This is a genomic window from Leisingera sp. ANG59 (assembly GCF_013317235.1).
Taxonomy (GTDB): Bacteria; Pseudomonadota; Alphaproteobacteria; order Rhodobacterales; family Rhodobacteraceae; genus Leisingera.
In genome coordinates, this window is record NZ_WLCM01000006.1 from 1 (window position 1) to 16,199 (window position 16,199).

Sequence of the window (16,199 nt, forward strand, 5' to 3'; positions counted from 1 at the left end):
GGCTGGGGGTGGTTGGTTGCCGCTGCGGGCAGATCGGGATCAGGGGCGCTGTCGAACATGGCTCCATTAACGCGCTGGAAACCTAAATCATGGTTAATTTCCAGCATGAGGAAAGCAAAACGGATCATGGGGCAGGCGGCAGCGGCCCCGCGGATGACCAAGGCGGCGGCGCTGCTGATTGCCATCGGCCTGTCGGTGCCGATGTTTCTGGTGCTGACGCTGGTGGAAGCGGTGGTGTTTTGACACGCGGGAAAGCTCCCGCGCCCGCAGGTGCATTGGCCTTGCCAATTGAACCTTGACGGCCTTGGGCCGGGCGCCGCTGCGCGGCGCTGGAGATGGATACACTGGATCAGGCCATCCCTGCCTCAAGGGTGAACCGTGCTGCGCACGGTCGCATTTGCGGCACTTGACCCGGGGCTGGCCTGAAGAGCAGTTGTGTGAAACCTCTGGCGCGGCGCGCAGCGGCGCCCGGCCCAAACGTGAGGGCCCGTCTTTGACGGGGCTGGAATGGGCGGGAGCGCATGCGGGCAGCAAAAAAGGGAGCGCAGCGGCTCCCTTTTTCCGGTTCATGTAAAATGGATCAGCCGTCCAGCCGCACCAGGGCGTGGCGTTTCTTGCCGGCGCTCAGCTTGATCGGCGACGAGAGCGCGCCTGCGTCGATCATCAGCCCTGCGTCCGTGAGCGGCTGGTCGTCCAGCTTGGCGCCATTTTCGGCGATCAGGCGCTTGGCGTCCTTGCCGGATTTGGCGAGGCCCGATTTCACGATCAGCTGCACGATCGAGATGCCATCGCCCAGGTCGGCGGGCGACAGCGATAGGGTGGGCAGGTCGTCCCCGACACCGCCTTTCTCGAACACCTCGCGCGCGGTCGCTTCCGCCGCCGCCGCGGCTTCGGCGCCGTGGCAGAGGGTGGTGACCTCATTGGCCAGGATCACCTTGGCGGCGTTGATCTCGGAACCCGCCAGCGCGCCCAGGCGCTCGCATTCCGCGACCGGCAGTTCGGTGTAGAGCTTGAGGAACCGGCCAACGTCCGCATCGGTGGTGTTGCGCCAGAACTGCCAGAATTCATACGGGGAGCGCATGTCGGCATTGAGCCAGATCGCGCCCTCGGCGGTTTTGCCCATTTTCTTGCCATCAGAGGTGGTCAGCAGCGGCGAGGTGAGGCCATAGACCTCATTGTCGATCACCCGGCGGGTGAGGTCGATGCCGTTGACGATATTGCCCCACTGGTCCGAGCCGCCCATCTGCAGGATGCAGCCGTAGCGGCGGTTCAGCTCCATGAAGTCATAGGCCTGCAGGATCATGTAGTTGAATTCGAGGAAGGAGAGCGACTGCTCGCGGTCGAGGCGGGATTTCACGCTCTCGAACGACAGCATCCGGTTCACCGAGAAATGTCGGCCGATGTCGCGCAGGAATTCCAGGTAGTTCAAGCCGTCCAGCCATTCGGCGTTGTTCAGCATCAGCGCCTTGTTCGGCGCGTCGGTTTCATAGTCGATGTAGGCGGAGAACACCTTCTTGATGCCGGCGATATTGTCGTCGATCTGCGCTTCGGTCAGCAGCGGGCGTTCATCGGCGCGGAAGGAGGGGTCGCCCACCTTGGTGGTGCCGCCGCCCATCAGGGTGATCGGCTGGTGGCCGGTCTTCTGGAACCAGCGCAGCATCATGATCTGGATCAGCGAGCCGACGTGCAGCGACTGGGCTGTTGCGTCAAAGCCGATATAGGCCGGGCGCACACCGCTGAGCAGAGCCTCGTCCAGGCCCTGATAATCGGTGCAGTCCGCGAGGAACCCGCGTTCCATCATGACTGCGACGAAATCCGATTTCGGTGTGTAGGTCATAGCATGCCTCGGTCTATGGTTTTGCACCATGCCCTATAAATCGCATTGGCGCCGGTTGGAACCTGTTTTCCCGGCAAAATATGCGCTGTATTGTGGCGCGCAAACGGGCGGGACGGCCCAGTTCTGTTGAAGGGGCAGGGGCGATGAGCAAGGCCATTGCAAAAACGGGTGCGGTCAGGGCGCTGGGCGCGATGAGCGGCACCTCGCTGGACGGGGTGGATGCGGCTGTGGTGGTGACCGACGGCGCGCGCATTCACGGGTTCGGCGAGAGCAGTTACCGCGAGTATTCCGCGGAGGAGCGCAGCGTGCTGCGAGCGGGCCTGGGCAAATGGACGGGGCAGGAGGTGGATGCCGCGGCAGCGGTCTGCGACGCAGCCCATGCGGCGGCGCTGGCGGAGTTCCGGGATGTGGAGATCATCGGCTTTCACGGCCAGACCTTGGCCCATGCGCCGCGGCTGCAGGGAACCCTGCAGGTGGGCGACGGCGCGGCGCTGGCCGAACACCTGGGCAAGCCGGTGGTCTGGGATTTCCGCTCTGACGATGTGGCGATGGGCGGCGAGGGCGCGCCGCTGGCACCGTTCTTTCACTTTGCCTGCGCCAAATACATCGGCGCCGAACGGCCCTTGTGCTTCCTGAACCTGGGTGGGGTCGGCAATCTTACCTACGTGGACCCGCGGTTTGAGCGGCCGGAGGAGCCGGGGGCGCTTCTGGCGTTCGACACCGGGCCTGCCAATGCGCCGGTCAATGATCTGGTGCAGGAGCGGCTGGGCATTCCCTGGGATACGGATGGCAAAGTGGCGCGCTCCGGCACTGTGGAAACCGGCGCGCTGGAGCTGTTCCTGGCCGAGCCCTATTTTGCAAGAATGCCGCCTAAGTCTCTGGACAGGAATGATTTTGCCGAGATGGTTGGGCTGGTGAACGAGCTGAATGATGCGGACGCGGCAGCTACCCTGATTGCCATGTGCGCCGCTGCCGTGGCGCAGGGCATGGAGCATTGCCCGGAGCCGCCGGAAGTGGTGCTGGTCACCGGCGGCGGGCGGCACAATCCGGTGCTGATGGAAATGCTGCGGGTTTCGCTGGACTGCCCGGTGAAACCGGTGGAGGATGCTGGTCTGGACGGCGACATGCTGGAGGCGCAGGCCTTTGCCCATCTGGCGGTGCGGGTGGCGCGGGGCCTCCCGACTTCGGCGCCTGGGACCACCGGCGTCAGGGCCTGCGTGGGCGGCGGAGTAGTCAGCGTGCCGGGACAGTGATCCGGAGGCGGCCGGGCGCGGGAATTTTCTTAAAATTCTTGGAAAATTTCTTCAGAAGAAATTTGGGCCGGCGCTGGGGCGGTCAGCGGGTGAGTTGCTTCACGTAGTCCGTGGTGAATTCTCCATACCCGTGCGACGTCGATTTCAGATGCGCTTGTGTGATCGCGTGGAACGCCGGCAGCTGGTGGAAAGGCACATTCGGGAAGGAATGATGCTCTGCATGATAGGGCATGTTCCAGGCAACAAAGCGCACCAGCCGGTTGGTGAAGGTGGTGCGGGAGTTTTCCAGCATGTTGGCCACCGGGGGGCAGAGGCCGTGCTCCGCCAGCAGATAGGCGCGTAAGGCAGGCTGGCCGATCAGCAGCGGCACAATCCACAGCCACAGCACCATCGGAGAGACCAGCAGGCTCAGCAGCGCGGCGGCGTAGATCACCAGCAGCAGGCGCGCCTCCAGCCGCATGTCAGCGTGGCGGCGTTCGGGCAGGTAGGGTGCGCTGATGGTGCCGAAGGCGTTGCGCCAGAGGGTTACCGCCATGCCGCGCCAGTAGCCCCAGCCGCTGAGGTATGTCAGCCATTGGGCGTAGGTCTCCGGCCGGCCTCCGTGTTCCAGTTCCGGGTCGCGCTGGGGATCGTTGGTGTATTTGTGATGCGCCAGGTGGAAATAGCGGAACCAGGTGAAAGGCAGCGCGATGGCGAGGGCGCAGAAATGGCCCAGGGCCTCATTCAGCCGCTTGCTGCGGAACGGTGTTTGGTGAGTGCATTCATGGCTGAGGGTGAACAGGAACACTAGCAAAATGCCTTGCGGCAGCATCAGAAGCGGCCAGAGGGGCACTTGCAACGCAATGCCTGCCGTGCAAACGCCGAGAGCCGTCAGATACAGCGCCAGATGCCGCAGTCCGGCCACGTCGGAACGCGAGGTCAGGGCGGCCTTGGTGTCCGGCGGAAGCGCCTTGATCAGGGAGGTGTGATCTATATGTGCAGACATATGGACAGTCTTGTCCAGACTGGCGATTCACTGCAAGGGGGCGGGTCAGCCGCGCGGGATGTCGAAACCAGGGGCAGCCAGTTCAAACCCTTCGAACTCGAACCCCGGCGACACCGTGCAGCTGACCAGCGTGTAGTCCCCAGTGCCGCGGGCGGCCTGCCAGTGGCCTTCCGGCACGATCAGTTGCGGGGCGCCCTTGGCCATGTCCGGGGTCAGCAGATGGTCCTGCGCCGGGCCTTCATCGGTGGCCGCCATCGACAGCACCAGCGGCGCGCCGGCGTGGTAGAGCCAGATCTCGGCGGCATCCACCCGGTGCCAGTGGCTGGCCTCGCCCGCCTTCAAAAGGAAGTAAATACAGGTGCCTGTAGGGCGGCCTTCATTCTCTGCCCGCCAGGTTTCCTTGTACCAGCCGCCCTCCGGGTGCTGCTGCAGGCCCAGGTGTTGAATGATCCGGTCTGCGTCCATTACAGCTCTCCCTATTATTGGTGCTGGTAAATCTCTATCCCAGTCATATGTTTGGGCCATGACACTCACGATCCCCTTTGACAACACCTATGCCGCCCTGCCGGGGCAGTTCTACTCCAAACTGCCGCCGCAGGCGGTGAAGGCGCCGCGGCTGGCGGCGTTCAACGAGGACCTGGCGCGGATCATGGGGATCACGCCCGGTGAGGCCGGGGAGATGGCAGAGGTGTTCGGTGGCAATCAGGTGCCAGTAGGGGCTGATCCGCTGGCGCAGCTTTACTCCGGACATCAGTTCGGCACCTATAATCCGCAGCTGGGCGACGGGCGCGCGATCCTGCTGGGGGAGACGGTGGGCACGGACGGCAAGCGCCGGGATATCCAGCTGAAGGGCTCGGGCCGTACGCCCTATTCGCGGAACGGTGATGGGCGGGCCTGGCTGGGACCGGTGCTGCGCGAATATGTGGTGAGCGAGGCGATGCACAGCTTAGGCATCCCGACCACCCGGGCGCTGGCGGCTGTGGAGACCGGCGAGACCGTCTGGCGCGAGGGCGGCCTGCCCGGTGCGGTGCTGACCCGGGTGGCGGCGAGCCATCTGCGGGTGGGGACCTTCCAGGTGTTTGCCGCACGCGGAGACAAGGTTAGCCTGCAGCGGCTGACAGAATATGCCATTGCCCGCCATTATCCGGATGCGGACGGGCCGATTGGGCTGCTCAGCGCGGTGCGCGATGCGCAGGCAGAGCTGATTGCCGCCTGGATGGCGGTGGGCTTCATCCACGGGGTGATGAACACCGATAATTTCTCGATCTCCGGCGAGACCATCGATTATGGCCCGTGCGCCTTCATGGATGTTTATCACCCGCATACTGTGTTTTCCTCTATCGACCGCGGGCGGCGCTATGCCTATGCCAACCAGCCCACTATAGCGGTCTGGAATCTGGCGCAGCTGGCGACCGCGCTGATCCAGCAGATGGACGACCCGCAGGCCGGGGTCGAGCAGGCGACGGAGATCGTGCATGCGATGCCCGCGCTGACCGAGTCGGCCTGGCTGCGGCGCTTCCGGGCCAAGCTGGGGATCACCTCGGAGCGGGAGGGGGACCTGGAGCTGATTACAGCGCTGCTGGGCCGGATGGCGGAGAACCAAAGCGATTTCACCAACACCTTCCGCGCCCTTGCCGGTGGCTCGGCGCGGGACCAGTTCACCGATCCGGCGGCCTTTGATAGCTGGGAGCAGGGCTGGCAGGCGCGGCTGGAAGAGGAGCCGGATCCGCAGGCGGTGATGCGTGCAGCCAACCCCGCCTTCATCCCGCGCAACCACCGGATCGAAGAGATGATTGCAGGCGCGGTGGCCGGCGACTATGCGCTGTTCCACCGGCTGAGCGCGGTGCTGGCCACCCCGTACGAGGACCAGCCGGAGCACAGCGATCTGCAGCACCCGCCGCTGCCGGAGGAAGTGGTGCAGGCGACCTTCTGCGGCACCTGATCCGGTTATTCGGCCCAGGATATCCTCAAGGGTGACTGGAGCCACTGGCTTAAGAAGAGGCAGGCGGCCCGCCCATACGCAGCCTGCGGCGTGTTGCCGGTTGTGCTCAGGCCGTGATCCGGCCACACTTGCGGCAGGACCCGGGACAAGCAGATGCCAAAGATACCCTCACCGGACTCGCTGCGGATTGCCACCTACAACATCCAGAAATGCGTCGGTCTGGACCTGCGCCGGCGGCCGGAGCGCATTTTGCAGGTGCTGGCCGGGCTGAAGGCGGATGTGGCCGTGCTGCAGGAAGCCGACAAGCGGCTGCCGCCGCGCCCCGCAGCGCTGCCGCATTTTCTGGTCGAGGAGACCGGTTGGCGGGCCGCCGATCTGGGCGGCGCGGGATCGCTGGGCTGGCATGGCAACGCGGTGCTGTACCGCAACGGGGTGCAGCTGCGGGCCAAGGGCCATATCGCGCTGCCGGGGCTGGAGCCGCGCGGCGCGGTCTGGGTGGTGCTGGAGACGGCGGTGGGGCCGGTGCGGGTGATCGGCGCCCATCTGGGGCTGACCGGCCGGGCGCGGCGCGAGCAGATGCATGCGCTGGCGCGGGCCGCAAAGCGGGAGGACGCAGCAGTGGTGCTGGCGGGGGATTTCAACGAATGGTCGCGCACCCCGGTGCTGGAGCATATTGCCCCCGGGTTGAATTTTCTGCCGCCGAAACCGAGCTTTCCGGCGGTGCGGCCGCTGGGGGCGCTGGACCGGATTGCCCATTGCAAGCGGCTGAAGGCAGTTGGGCATGGGGTGCATGGCGCGCGGCCGGCGCATATCGCCTCGGACCATTTGCCGGTCTGGGCGGACTTGCGGGCGGTCTAGCGAGGCGAGGGAGCTCCCGCGCCTTTCCAGGAAAATTGCCTGGGCAACTTGCCGTCAGGCTTGGGCCGAGCGCTGCTGCGCAGCGCGGAATATTTTCTGCTGAGAGGCGCTTCAGGGCAGGTTTGCCCTGAAGCGCCATTTCAAGTGTGTGTTGCGCCAGCACCGGGTCAAGGGAAGCCGCGCGGTCCCTGCGGGACCCTTGACCCGGCGCTGGCGGGGAAGGCTTAGCGCGCGCGCTGTTTCTGGCCGCGGCGCTGGGCGTTGCCGGGCTTGCTGCCCTGGGGTTTGCCCTGGCTGTTGCCGCCGCCGCCGCCACGGCGGCGCTGGCCGCCGGGTTTGCCACCGCCGCGGCGCCCATTGGGACGGCCGCCGGGCTTGCCTGCGGGGGCTGCCGGATCGGGCATTGCTTCCCAGGCGCGGCCGGAGGCGGTGGGGATGGTGATCTTCATCACCTTCTGGATTGCCTTCAGCTCTTCCATCTCATCCGGGGCGCACAGCGCAATTGCCTGGCCGTCCTTGCCCGCACGCGCGGTGCGGCCGATGCGGTGCACATAAGCATCCGGTACATTCGGCAGTTCGTAGTTGTAGACGTATTTCACGTCCGGAATGTCGAGGCCGCGGGCCGCCACATCGGTGGCGACCAGCACCTTGATTTCGCCTGCCTTGAAGGCCGCCAGAGCGCGCTCTCGCTGGCCCTGGCTCTTGTTGCCGTGGATGGATGCCGCTGCAAAACCCGCTTTTTCGAGGGTCTTCATCAGCTTTTCCATGCCCCACTTGGTGCGGCCGAAGACCAGGGTGCGCTCGTCCTTGTGCTGGTCCAGCAGTTCCTTCAGCAGGTCCAGCTTGGCGGCCTTGGCGATGAAGTGCACCGACTGGGTGATCTTGTCGGCAGCCTTGCCCGGGGGCGAGACCTCGATCCGGACCGGGCTCTGCAGGTAGGAGTTGGCGATCTCGTTCATCTGCTTGGGCATGGTGGCCGAGAACAGCATGGTCTGGCGTTCCTGCGGGATCAGCGCCGCGATCTTGCGCAGGGTGTGGATGAAGCCGAGGTCCAGCATCTGGTCGGCCTCGTCGAGCACCAGGAAGTCGCAGGAGCCGAGATCCAGCGCGCCGCGGTCGAGGATGTCGATCAGGCGGCCCGGAGTGGCGACCAGGATGTCGGTGCCCTTGGCGATGCGGGCGATCTGCGGGTTGATGGAGACGCCGCCGACTACCAGGCCGACTTTCATCGGGGTGCCTTCGGTCAGGCCCTTGAGGGTGTCGGCGATCTGGTTGGCGAGCTCGCGGGTCGGCGCCAGCACCAGGCCTCGCACGGTCATCGCCGCGGGCTTGCGGCCGTATTCCAGCATCCGTGCCACCAGCGGCACGCCGAAGGCTGCGGTCTTGCCGGTGCCGGTCTGCGCCAGGCCCAGCACGTCCTTGCCGTTGAGGGCATGGGGAATGGCGCGCGCCTGGATCGGGGTGGGGTCATTGAGACCCATGTCCTTGAGGCGGGCGAGGAGCTTCTCAGGCAGCCCCATAGTCGAAAATTCAGTCACGTATCGTCCTTTCACGGCCCTGCGAAATGCACTGGCCGGGTCCGCTGCTTGGGCAGCGGTTTCATGCGGGGCAGGGACCTCGGGCGCGCGCTGGCCGGATGCCAGGCCGCTGGCCTCTGCAATCCCCACGCGTGATTTTGGGAATGGCGGCATATCACTAGACCCCGGAACATTGGTCATGCGCATCATGCGCGTCCGGTCATTGGTCTCTGCTCACGCGGCAGGGAGGGATGCCTGGGTGCCAAATGGCTGTGGATAAGCCGATTGTCAACTGCTGATGCATATGAAAAGCCGGTTTTCGCGGGCTTTTGCATCCGCTAAAGAGGAAGCCCAGAAAACCGCGAGGACGCAAATGGCAAAGACGATTATCGCCCGCTGCGAGCGCAAGGGCCTGCGCATGACCGGCCAGCGCCGGGTGATTGCCCAGGTGCTGCAGGACAGCGATGATCATCCTGACGTCGAGGAGCTGTATGCTCGTGCCAGTGCGATGGATGCGGGGATTTCGATTGCCACCGTCTACCGCACCGTGAAGCTGTTCGAGGAAGCGGGCATTCTGGAGCGGCTGGAGTTCGGCGACGGGCGCGCGCGCTATGAGGATGCCGACCGCGAGCATCACGACCACCTGATCGACATGAACTCGGGCGAGGTGATCGAGTTTTGCGACCCGGAGATCGAGGAGCTGCAGGAGCGGATCGCCCGCAAGCTGGGCTATGAGCTGCGCGGGCACAAGCTGGAGCTTTACGGGGTGCCGCGCAAGCAGGACTGAGGCGGTGGAGCCGTTTTCCTGGCCGGAATTTTTGCAAAATTCCGGTTGCGTGGATGGCGGCGACTGCGCCACGCATCACGAAAATTGATGAGTGCGCTCACGTCTTGTCATTGCAGGGCGTCGGAAACGGAGTTGCCGCCGGGGTATTTTGCCGCTTTTGTCCTCCGAAGCCCGGCAGCCCCGCTGGGCGGAACGATGGACGCGCGCTCATGAACAACCTGCACGGCATTCTGCTGGTCATTGCCTCGATGGCATTTTTCACGCTTGAAGACATGTTCATCAAGCAGTTGTCTGGCACCTTGCCGGTCGGGCAGATCCTGATCTTCCTCGGTATCGGGAGCGGGCTGGTCTTTGCGGTGATGGCGAAGATGCAGGGGCACCGTCTGTTTGCGCCGCGCTCCTGGCGGCTGCGGCCGGTGCTGCGGGCTGGGACCGAGGCGGTTTCGGCGATGGGGTTCGCCTCGGCGCTGGCGCTGGTCGATATCTCTGTTGTGGCCGCCGTGTTCCAGGCAACTCCGCTGGTGATCACCATGGGCGCGGCACTGTTTCTGGGCGAGGACGTGGGCTGGCGCCGTTGGCTGGCAATCTGTGTGGGCTTTGCCGGGGTTCTGCTGATCATCCGCCCGGGTTTAGACAGTTTTGAACCCGCCGCATTGCTGGTGGTGATTGCGGTGCTCGGCGTCGCGGCGCGGGACCTGATGACGCGGGTGATGGACAGCGCGGTGCCCTCCACCGTTGTCAGCTTCCAGGCGTTCCTTGCGGTCATTCCTGCGGGTCTGCTGCTGCTGGCCTTCACCCCCGGCGAGGCGCAGGTGATGGAGCAGAATGAATACCTGATGCTGGCAGGCGGTGTGCTGTTCGGCGTGCTGGGGTATTACGGCATTGTCACCGCAACGCGGGTGGGGGATGCCTCGGCGGTGACGCCGTTCCGCTATACTAGGCTGTTGTTCTCGATCCTGGCGGGCGTGCTGGTTTTTGGCGAGCGGCCCGATGCGCTGATGTTGACAGGGGCTGCGCTGATCATCGGATCCGGTCTTTACACTTTTGTGCGTGAGCAGAGGCTGGCGCGGCGGGCGCGCAGGGAAGCGGCAGCTGCGGCCTGACGTCCCGGCTGGCATAATTCCTCTGCCTTGTTGGCGCAAACAGCGCCTTGTTAGCCCTAACCTGCCGCTTTTATGCGTGTTAGCGATAACGATCCCGGTTTACTTTCCTGCAGCGGCTGGTATGACGCTGGCAGCAAAACGCGCCGCTTTCAGGCCAAACCAAGGATGGACAGATGAGCACCATTATCGACATTCACGCCCGTGAGATCCTCGACAGCCGGGGCAACCCGACGGTTGAGGTCGACGTGATCCTGGAAGACGGCACCATGGGCCGCGCAGCCGTGCCCTCCGGCGCCTCGACCGGCGCCTATGAGGCGGTGGAGAAGCGCGACGGCGACAAGTCCCGTTACATGGGCAAGGGTGTGCTGGAAGCAGTCGCCGCGGTGAACGGCGAGATCGCCGAGGAGCTGGTGGGCTTTGACGCGACTGAGCAGGTTGCGGTTGATCAGGCAATGATCGAACTGGACGGCACCGAGAACAAGGGCCGCCTGGGTGCCAACGCAATCCTGGGCGTGTCGATGGCGGTGGCCAAGGCAGCGGCCGATTTCACCACCCAGCCGCTCTACCGCTATATCGGCGGCACGTCGGCCCGGGTTTTGCCGGTGCCGATGATGAACATCATCAATGGCGGCGAGCATGCCGACAACCCGATCGACATTCAGGAATTCATGATCATGCCGGTGGCCGCGGAGAACATCCGTGAAGCCGTGCGCATGGGCTCCGAAGTGTTTCACACTCTGAAGAAAGAGCTGTCGGCAGCGGGTCTGTCCACCGGGATCGGCGACGAGGGCGGCTTTGCCCCCAACATCGGCTCCTCCCGCGAGGCGCTGGACTTCATCCTGAAGTCGATCGAGAAAGCAGGCTACAAGCCCGGCGAAGAGATCTACCTGGCGCTCGATTGCGCGGCGACCGAGTATTACAAGGACGGCAAATACGTGCTGTCCGGCGAGGGCAAGTCGCTGTCCAGCGAAGAAAATGCCGACTATCTGGCGGCGCTGGTCAATGACTACCCGATCATCTCCATCGAAGACGGCATGTCCGAGGACGACTGGGATGGCTGGAAGCTGCTGACCGACAAGATCGGCAACTCTGTGCAGCTGGTGGGCGATGACTTGTTCGTGACCAATCCGGCGCGCCTGGCCGAAGGCATCGAACGCGGCGTGGCGAACTCGATGCTGGTGAAGGTGAACCAGATCGGCTCCCTGACCGAGACCCTCAAAGCCGTCGATATGGCCCACCGCGCGCGCTACACCAATGTGATGTCGCACCGCTCGGGCGAGACTGAGGACGCCACCATTGCGGACCTCGCCGTCGCCACCAACTGCGGCCAGATCAAGACCGGATCGCTGGCGCGCTCTGACCGGCTTGCCAAGTACAACCAGCTGATCCGCATCGAAGAAGCGCTGGGCGAAGTGGCCGAATACGCGGGCCGTTCGATCCTGAAGCGCTGATTGACTACAAGGATATGGCGGRAAAATCCCGCCATATCGCAATCTCTGCTTCGGTGATTTAACTAGGCTCTTACCCGGATTCGGTTGCCTCAAGAAACGGCAGAATTACCAACTTTCTCAGCGGGGAATTGGTGAGAAGCTTACAACCAGGCTTTTTCCTGTGATGGAGGAACTGGTCTCTTTACTAAGTGACGCGGACAGTTCCGGCTCCAGCAATTCCAGTTTGGCGCTAATCTCAGCGCCTGCGGCACCTCCCGTCTTGCGCGCCAACACAATATCACCGCTGGTGACCGACTTGATCTGATAAGCCGCCCATCCAAATTGATCGACGTTCTTTCTCCAGTTTCTGCAACGCGGGCCGTTGCTTTGAGATTCAAAGAGTTCTCCTGCGTCCACAAGAGAAATCGAAGACCGGTATGCATTTGTCAGCTTATACGAATAGTACTTGGAAATATTACCACTTAGCCCAGCTTCTGCAAATTTTACTTTAAGGCCATCCAGTTTTCCCTTGGCCTCAATTTTCTTCAAAAGATCAATGTCGGCCACGCGTCGATTGGGTTCCAAAGTTAGACCGGATTCTTCGAGGTCAAAAAAACATAGACTTTCTAGGTTGACTGGAGTGCTGAGCGCGTCGGTTTGCTTTTCTCTTGCAAAATAAAGAGAGCCGACGTGAATGCCTTCTCTCGGCGGAACTAGCTCTCGTTCTCCTGTCAGCTTATCTTGTTGATCGCAGCCAGCCAATGCAAGCGCGGCTGCAATTGAAAGTAAAAATCTCATGGTTGTCTCTCGATATGGTGGAATAGCGCGAGGTTGGCGGTTTTTATTTTTTTATGCAACTAAAAACTGTTTTTTTGTGGTACGGGTTATCTCCTGGTTGACTGTTTCGGAACGGGTGGCACTGTGGATTCGACTAGGATAAGTAAAACAAAGGGCTGAGGCAGAACTTTGATCGCTTTGTTCTTGGATTGGGTCCCAATTAGTGGAGATAACGTTGAGCAAACCCGCTCGTGACAACCTATACCAGTCCCCCCATATAGAGCTGCTTCTGAGCTCCTTTTATCAGGTAACAGGCCATCCGCTGTGGGGTTGGGCTGGGAGCAGCTGACGGCGATGCCGTCACGGCCGACGGCGGAGCCTGCGCACCGGGAGCAGCGGGAGGCGATGTTTGCCGAGATGCGGGCCAAAGGCTTCATCGAGGATTATGCAGGCGCCAGGATTAGCGCCTCGGGGCGGCGGTTCGAGATCCGGGGTGCGCTGATCTGGCCGCTGCTGGCGCCGGACGGCGAGAAGCTGGGCGAGGCGGCAAGTTTCCGGGATTACAGGTCTATCTGACAGCATACCTGCTGGCAACGGCATGTGTGGCCCGGATCACAGACGCTCACGCGGGCGTTATGTTAGCGTGTCCCTGCGCGGTGCAAAGGTGCTGCGGGAAAGGGGAACAGGCCATGACGATGCGGATGTTGCGCACAGTGGCAATCTGTGCAGTTCTTTCAACCCTTTTGGGGTGCAGCGGACCGGGGATTTACCCGTTCAGTGGTCAGGCCGCGTCACCGGATGACCCGGTCCAGCGGCTGAACCTTGGCGGGGAAATACGCTGATACCAGGGCTGCGGTGCGATAGCGTGCTGCAGCCGGAGATCTGGCGCCCCGGCCGGGGGGAGGGCGCCAGTTCGGATAAGCCTTAGCAGGCGGCGGTGTAATAGGTGCCGTCGCCGCGGGAATATGCGCACTGATTGGACTGGCTGTTTTGCGCAACCAGGGTGCCAGCGGCAGCGCCGCCTAGGGCCGCGATCAGGCGCCAGTCGTCGTCAGCCTTGAGCGCGTCAGCGGCGATCAGACCAGCAGCGGCGCCGCCTGCCACACCGGCAACAGTGCGCTGTTCGGGGGTCAGGTTGGTGCAGGCGCCCAGGCCCAGTACGGCGGAGCTTGCGAGTGCAGGGATCCAGCGGAAAGTCATTTGATATCTCCATTTTCAGGTCCGAGGCGGCCTTATCGCGGGCCGCAGACTGCATTATAACGCCGGCCCCGGCAGGATGGTTCCGCATATATGCGCACAGTAAGGGCAGCAGCGCAGTTCCGCCGGAGGGGTGCGCACAGCGGCGGGCTTTTGCCGGGGAAGAGTGGAAGCCCGCCGTTAAGTGCTTGCTGGAGCTCGGCTCTATCTCAGGCCCGGAAGCTGAGTGGTTTCCAAGCCGGACACAATACAGAAAACGATCTGCGGGGCTGGCCTGTCAGAGCTGCTTGGACATTAGAATGTAGTTCTTGCGGGGCTGGAAGCGGGTGCGCAAGTAGAGCCTCTGGGCGGTCTCGTTCTCGCGGTCGACCTCAAGGTGCAGGGCGCGCATGCCCGCCGTTGCGAGAGTTTTCGGCAGTTCGGTCAACACTTCGGTGGCAATGCCGCGGCCGCGCACGGCGGGGCGGATGTACAGCTCATCAACGAACCCGTCCATGCCGCCGAATTCCACCGACCATCCGAAGGTGATGACGATATAGCCTATCGGTGCCCGGGTCGGGCCAATCAGGTAGACGGCGCCGTACGGGTGGCCGTTCAGCAAGGGCTCAATGCCTGCGCGGCGGTGCTCGTCGCTGCTGTCCAGTCCGGATTCGGTATGGAAGGTGGCGACCAGGGCCAGCACGGTGTTCAGGTGTTCGGGTTTGGCCAGGTGTAGGGCAGCGCTCATAGGCGGGCGAGCCTTTCGGTCAGGAGTTTGAAGAAGCCATCCGCGTCGGCATCGCCGATGAACAGGGCATTGGGCTTGCGGTCCGTGACGCCCCACCAATCGGCGACGGTCATGCCGAGCGTGAGATCCGATTTGGTTTCGATTTCGACGTTCACATGGCGACCGGAAAAAAGCTCTGGCTGCAGAAGCCAGGCGATGACGCAGGGGTCGTGCAGCGGGCCGCCCTCTGAGCCGTATTTCTCCACATCGAAGCGTTCGAAAAAATCCAGCATGTCCGCGGTGAAACGGCCGACCTGGGTATCGAGGGCGCGGATTGCTTCGACGCGCGGCTTGGTGGCCAGCACCTTATGCGTCACATCCAGCGGCATCATGGTGATCGGTGCGCCGGAACTGAACACAATTTCAGCGGCTTCCGGGTCGACGTAAATGTTGAATTCCGCCGCCGGGGTGATGTTGCCCACCTCGAAATAGGCACCGCCCATCATCACGATTTCCTGCACCCGGTCGATGATGTCGGGCGCGGTGTTGAAGGCGGCGGCAACATTGGTCAGCGGTCCCAGAGTGCAGAGGGTGACGGTGCCGGGCTCGTGGCGGCGCAGGGATTCGATGATGAAATCGACGCCATGACCATCGGCCAGAGGCATCGCCGGCTCCCACAAGTCCGGGCCGTCGAGCCCGGTCTGGCCATGCACATGTTCAGCGGTGATCAGCGGGCGGGCAAGCGGCGCTACGCTGCCCGCGTAGACGGGCACGTCCGTCTTGCCTGCCGCTTCGCAGACGATGCGGGCGTTCTTGCCGGTCAGTGACAGGGGAACATTGCCAGCCACGCAGGTGATGCCAAGCAGGTCGAGGTTTTCCGGGCTGGCCAGCGCCAGCAGTATGGCGACGGCATCGTCCTGGCCGGGATCGGTGTCGATGATGATTTTTCTGGCGCTCATGGCGGTCTCCGCTGGTCGTGAGCTGTGAGACTACGCGCTGCGGTTCCGGGATTGAACCGGTGCGGCGCCAACCTTTGCAAATTTCCGGAGATTTTCTGCGACGGACTTTTGCCGCCCCTGCGTTTGCTTTCTATAGTTGCCTGACGCTGCGTCACGGACGGGATGGTCCGCAGGCACAGGCCGTAATTTCTTGGCCCGGATTCAGGGCCTTATTGGTACGGCATTGGTTGGCCGGAAACACATTGATTTGCATGGGGGAAACAAAACATGCCCAAAGAGCCCAAAGTTGTTGGCGATATCCTGAAAGACAAGAAGATGACCGCCGCGTACATGGATTACTGCAAGCGGCGCTACTGCCTGAACGAGTTCATGTTCACCCAGAATAAGGGCAATCCGGAATCGCTCTGGACCCGATACATGGACCAGAAGAAGGGCAAGGAGCCGGTTAACATCACCTCCAAGACCCATCTGGCGGCCAAGGCGCTGGCCGACAAGGGCGACTTCAAGAACGGCGACTGGAAGAAGATCATCGCGACCGGCAAGGATGAGGTCGTGAAGATGCTGAACAAGGATGTGATGGGGTTCACCGGCAGCGACGAATATAAGAAATACGTCGCCGAAAACGGCATGGGCGATCCCAAGAAGGCAGCCAAGCTGCTGGGCATCACAGACGTGAAGAAGCTGAAAGACGTGATGGTCAACGTCGCGGTCGATGACAAGAAGACTGCCGAGAAGCTTTGGAAAGAGCTGATGAAGAAGGAAAAGATCATCGAGGATTTCAAGGCGATGTCCTCGGCGCTGAAAAAGGCGAGCCTGGTCTGATCCCGAATCCGGCGGGCCCCGGCGGC

At 62.9% G+C, this 16,199-nt stretch carries 16 protein-coding genes; 8 read left to right on the top strand and 8 right to left on the bottom strand.

Translation table 11 applies throughout. From position 1 onward, the window contains the following. Positions 1-580: 580 nt before the first annotated feature. Entirely contained in the window at positions 581-1,837 is a 1,257-nt protein-coding gene (gene tyrS, locus GKC28_RS07385; RefSeq protein WP_174146269.1) for a tyrosine--tRNA ligase, read from the bottom strand. A gap of 143 nt (positions 1,838-1,980) precedes the next feature. Here tyrS and GKC28_RS07390 point away from each other — a divergent pair, with 143 nt between their 5' ends. Beyond that, a complete protein-coding gene (locus GKC28_RS07390; RefSeq protein ID WP_174146270.1) occupies positions 1,981-3,090 on the top strand; it encodes an anhydro-N-acetylmuramic acid kinase in 1,110 nt (369 codons plus the stop codon). Positions 3,091-3,172: 82 nt separating this feature from the next. Here GKC28_RS07390 and GKC28_RS07395 read toward each other — a convergent pair whose 3' ends face one another. Together GKC28_RS07395 and GKC28_RS07400 are read right to left on the bottom strand one after the other, a co-directional pair. Further along, entirely contained in the window at positions 3,173-4,075 is a 903-nt protein-coding gene (locus GKC28_RS07395) for a fatty acid desaturase (RefSeq protein ID WP_174146271.1), read from the bottom strand. Positions 4,076-4,120: 45 nt separating this feature from the next. Further along, positions 4,121-4,540: a cupin domain-containing protein gene (locus GKC28_RS07400; protein WP_174146272.1), complete on the bottom strand. Its 420-nt coding sequence runs from the start codon at positions 4,538-4,540 to the stop codon at positions 4,121-4,123. Between the two features lie 58 nt (positions 4,541-4,598). On the opposite strand from GKC28_RS07400, the gene GKC28_RS07405 reads away from it, so the two are divergent. After that, on the top strand, positions 4,599-6,017 hold the full coding sequence (locus GKC28_RS07405) for a YdiU family protein (protein WP_174146273.1): 1,419 nt from the start codon (positions 4,599-4,601) through the stop codon (positions 6,015-6,017). Positions 6,018-6,170: 153 nt separating this feature from the next. Continuing rightward, entirely contained in the window at positions 6,171-6,875 is a 705-nt protein-coding gene (locus GKC28_RS07410; RefSeq protein WP_174146274.1) for an endonuclease/exonuclease/phosphatase family protein, read from the top strand. 224 nt (positions 6,876-7,099) lie between these two features. On the opposite strand, the gene GKC28_RS07415 is transcribed toward GKC28_RS07410, so the two are convergent. Beyond that, the gene (locus GKC28_RS07415; protein WP_174146275.1) at positions 7,100-8,413 is read right to left on the bottom strand and encodes a DEAD/DEAH box helicase; all 1,314 of its coding nucleotides are present in this window, start codon (positions 8,411-8,413) and stop codon (positions 7,100-7,102) included. Positions 8,414-8,765: 352 nt separating this feature from the next. Here GKC28_RS07415 and GKC28_RS07420 point away from each other — a divergent pair, with 352 nt between their 5' ends. From GKC28_RS07420 to eno, 3 genes are all read left to right on the top strand, one after another. Continuing rightward, positions 8,766-9,179, top strand: coding sequence for a Fur family transcriptional regulator (locus GKC28_RS07420; RefSeq protein ID WP_174146276.1), 414 nt, complete (start codon positions 8,766-8,768; stop codon positions 9,177-9,179). Positions 9,180-9,388: 209 nt separating this feature from the next. Further along, positions 9,389-10,282, top strand: coding sequence for a DMT family transporter (locus GKC28_RS07425; protein ID WP_174146277.1), 894 nt, complete (start codon positions 9,389-9,391; stop codon positions 10,280-10,282). Between the two features lie 173 nt (positions 10,283-10,455). Further along, the gene (gene eno / locus GKC28_RS07430) at positions 10,456-11,733 is read left to right on the top strand and encodes a phosphopyruvate hydratase (protein WP_174146278.1); all 1,278 of its coding nucleotides are present in this window, start codon (positions 10,456-10,458) and stop codon (positions 11,731-11,733) included. A gap of 117 nt (positions 11,734-11,850) precedes the next feature. Here the strand turns inward: eno and GKC28_RS07435 are convergent, their stop codons facing one another. Next, entirely contained in the window at positions 11,851-12,510 is a 660-nt protein-coding gene (locus GKC28_RS07435; RefSeq protein ID WP_174146279.1) for a hypothetical protein, read from the bottom strand. Between the two features lie 333 nt (positions 12,511-12,843). Here GKC28_RS07435 and GKC28_RS07440 point away from each other — a divergent pair, with 333 nt between their 5' ends. Then, positions 12,844-13,065: an MEKHLA domain-containing protein gene (locus GKC28_RS07440; protein ID WP_254604182.1), complete on the top strand. Its 222-nt coding sequence runs from the start codon at positions 12,844-12,846 to the stop codon at positions 13,063-13,065. Positions 13,066-13,413: 348 nt separating this feature from the next. Here GKC28_RS07440 and GKC28_RS07445 read toward each other — a convergent pair whose 3' ends face one another. The 3 genes from GKC28_RS07445 to GKC28_RS07455 all read right to left on the bottom strand — a co-directional run bounded on the left by GKC28_RS07445 (position 13,414) and on the right by GKC28_RS07455 (position 15,351). Beyond that, positions 13,414-13,689 carry a glycine zipper 2TM domain-containing protein gene (locus tag GKC28_RS07445; protein WP_174146280.1) on the bottom strand — a complete coding sequence of 92 codons (276 nt, stop codon included), beginning with the start codon at positions 13,687-13,689 and terminating at the stop codon, positions 13,414-13,416. Positions 13,690-13,963: 274 nt separating this feature from the next. Beyond that, positions 13,964-14,413, bottom strand: coding sequence for an N-acetyltransferase (locus GKC28_RS07450; RefSeq protein WP_174146281.1), 450 nt, complete (start codon positions 14,411-14,413; stop codon positions 13,964-13,966). Next, the gene (locus GKC28_RS07455) at positions 14,410-15,351 is read right to left on the bottom strand and encodes a nucleoside hydrolase (RefSeq protein WP_174146282.1); all 942 of its coding nucleotides are present in this window, start codon (positions 15,349-15,351) and stop codon (positions 14,410-14,412) included. Before GKC28_RS07455 ends, GKC28_RS07450 begins: the two co-directional genes overlap by 4 nt. 267 nt (positions 15,352-15,618) lie before the next feature. Here GKC28_RS07455 and GKC28_RS07460 point away from each other — a divergent pair, with 267 nt between their 5' ends. Further along, positions 15,619-16,173, top strand: coding sequence for a hypothetical protein (locus tag GKC28_RS07460; protein WP_174146283.1), 555 nt, complete (start codon positions 15,619-15,621; stop codon positions 16,171-16,173). Positions 16,174-16,199: the final 26 nt, after the last annotated feature.

Coding starts and splice junctions, on each gene's coding strand:
- tyrS (WP_174146269.1), bottom strand. CDS start 1,837: ATGACCTACACACCGAAATCGGATTTCGTCGCAGTCATGATGGAACGC.
- GKC28_RS07390 (WP_174146270.1), top strand. CDS start 1,981: ATGAGCAAGGCCATTGCAAAAACGGGTGCGGTCAGGGCGCTGGGCGCG.
- GKC28_RS07395 (WP_174146271.1), bottom strand. CDS start 4,075: ATGTCTGCACATATAGATCACACCTCCCTGATCAAGGCGCTTCCGCCG.
- GKC28_RS07400 (WP_174146272.1), bottom strand. CDS start 4,540: ATGGACGCAGACCGGATCATTCAACACCTGGGCCTGCAGCAGCACCCG.
- GKC28_RS07405 (WP_174146273.1), top strand. CDS start 4,599: ATGACACTCACGATCCCCTTTGACAACACCTATGCCGCCCTGCCGGGG.
- GKC28_RS07410 (WP_174146274.1), top strand. CDS start 6,171: ATGCCAAAGATACCCTCACCGGACTCGCTGCGGATTGCCACCTACAAC.
- GKC28_RS07420 (WP_174146276.1), top strand. CDS start 8,766: ATGGCAAAGACGATTATCGCCCGCTGCGAGCGCAAGGGCCTGCGCATG.
- GKC28_RS07425 (WP_174146277.1), top strand. CDS start 9,389: ATGAACAACCTGCACGGCATTCTGCTGGTCATTGCCTCGATGGCATTT.
- eno (WP_174146278.1), top strand. CDS start 10,456: ATGAGCACCATTATCGACATTCACGCCCGTGAGATCCTCGACAGCCGG.
- GKC28_RS07435 (WP_174146279.1), bottom strand. CDS start 12,510: ATGAGATTTTTACTTTCAATTGCAGCCGCGCTTGCATTGGCTGGCTGC.
- GKC28_RS07440 (WP_254604182.1), top strand. CDS start 12,844: ATGCCGTCACGGCCGACGGCGGAGCCTGCGCACCGGGAGCAGCGGGAG.
- GKC28_RS07445 (WP_174146280.1), bottom strand. CDS start 13,689: ATGACTTTCCGCTGGATCCCTGCACTCGCAAGCTCCGCCGTACTGGGC.
- GKC28_RS07450 (WP_174146281.1), bottom strand. CDS start 14,413: ATGAGCGCTGCCCTACACCTGGCCAAACCCGAACACCTGAACACCGTG.
- GKC28_RS07455 (WP_174146282.1), bottom strand. CDS start 15,351: ATGAGCGCCAGAAAAATCATCATCGACACCGATCCCGGCCAGGACGAT.
- GKC28_RS07460 (WP_174146283.1), top strand. CDS start 15,619: ATGCCCAAAGAGCCCAAAGTTGTTGGCGATATCCTGAAAGACAAGAAG.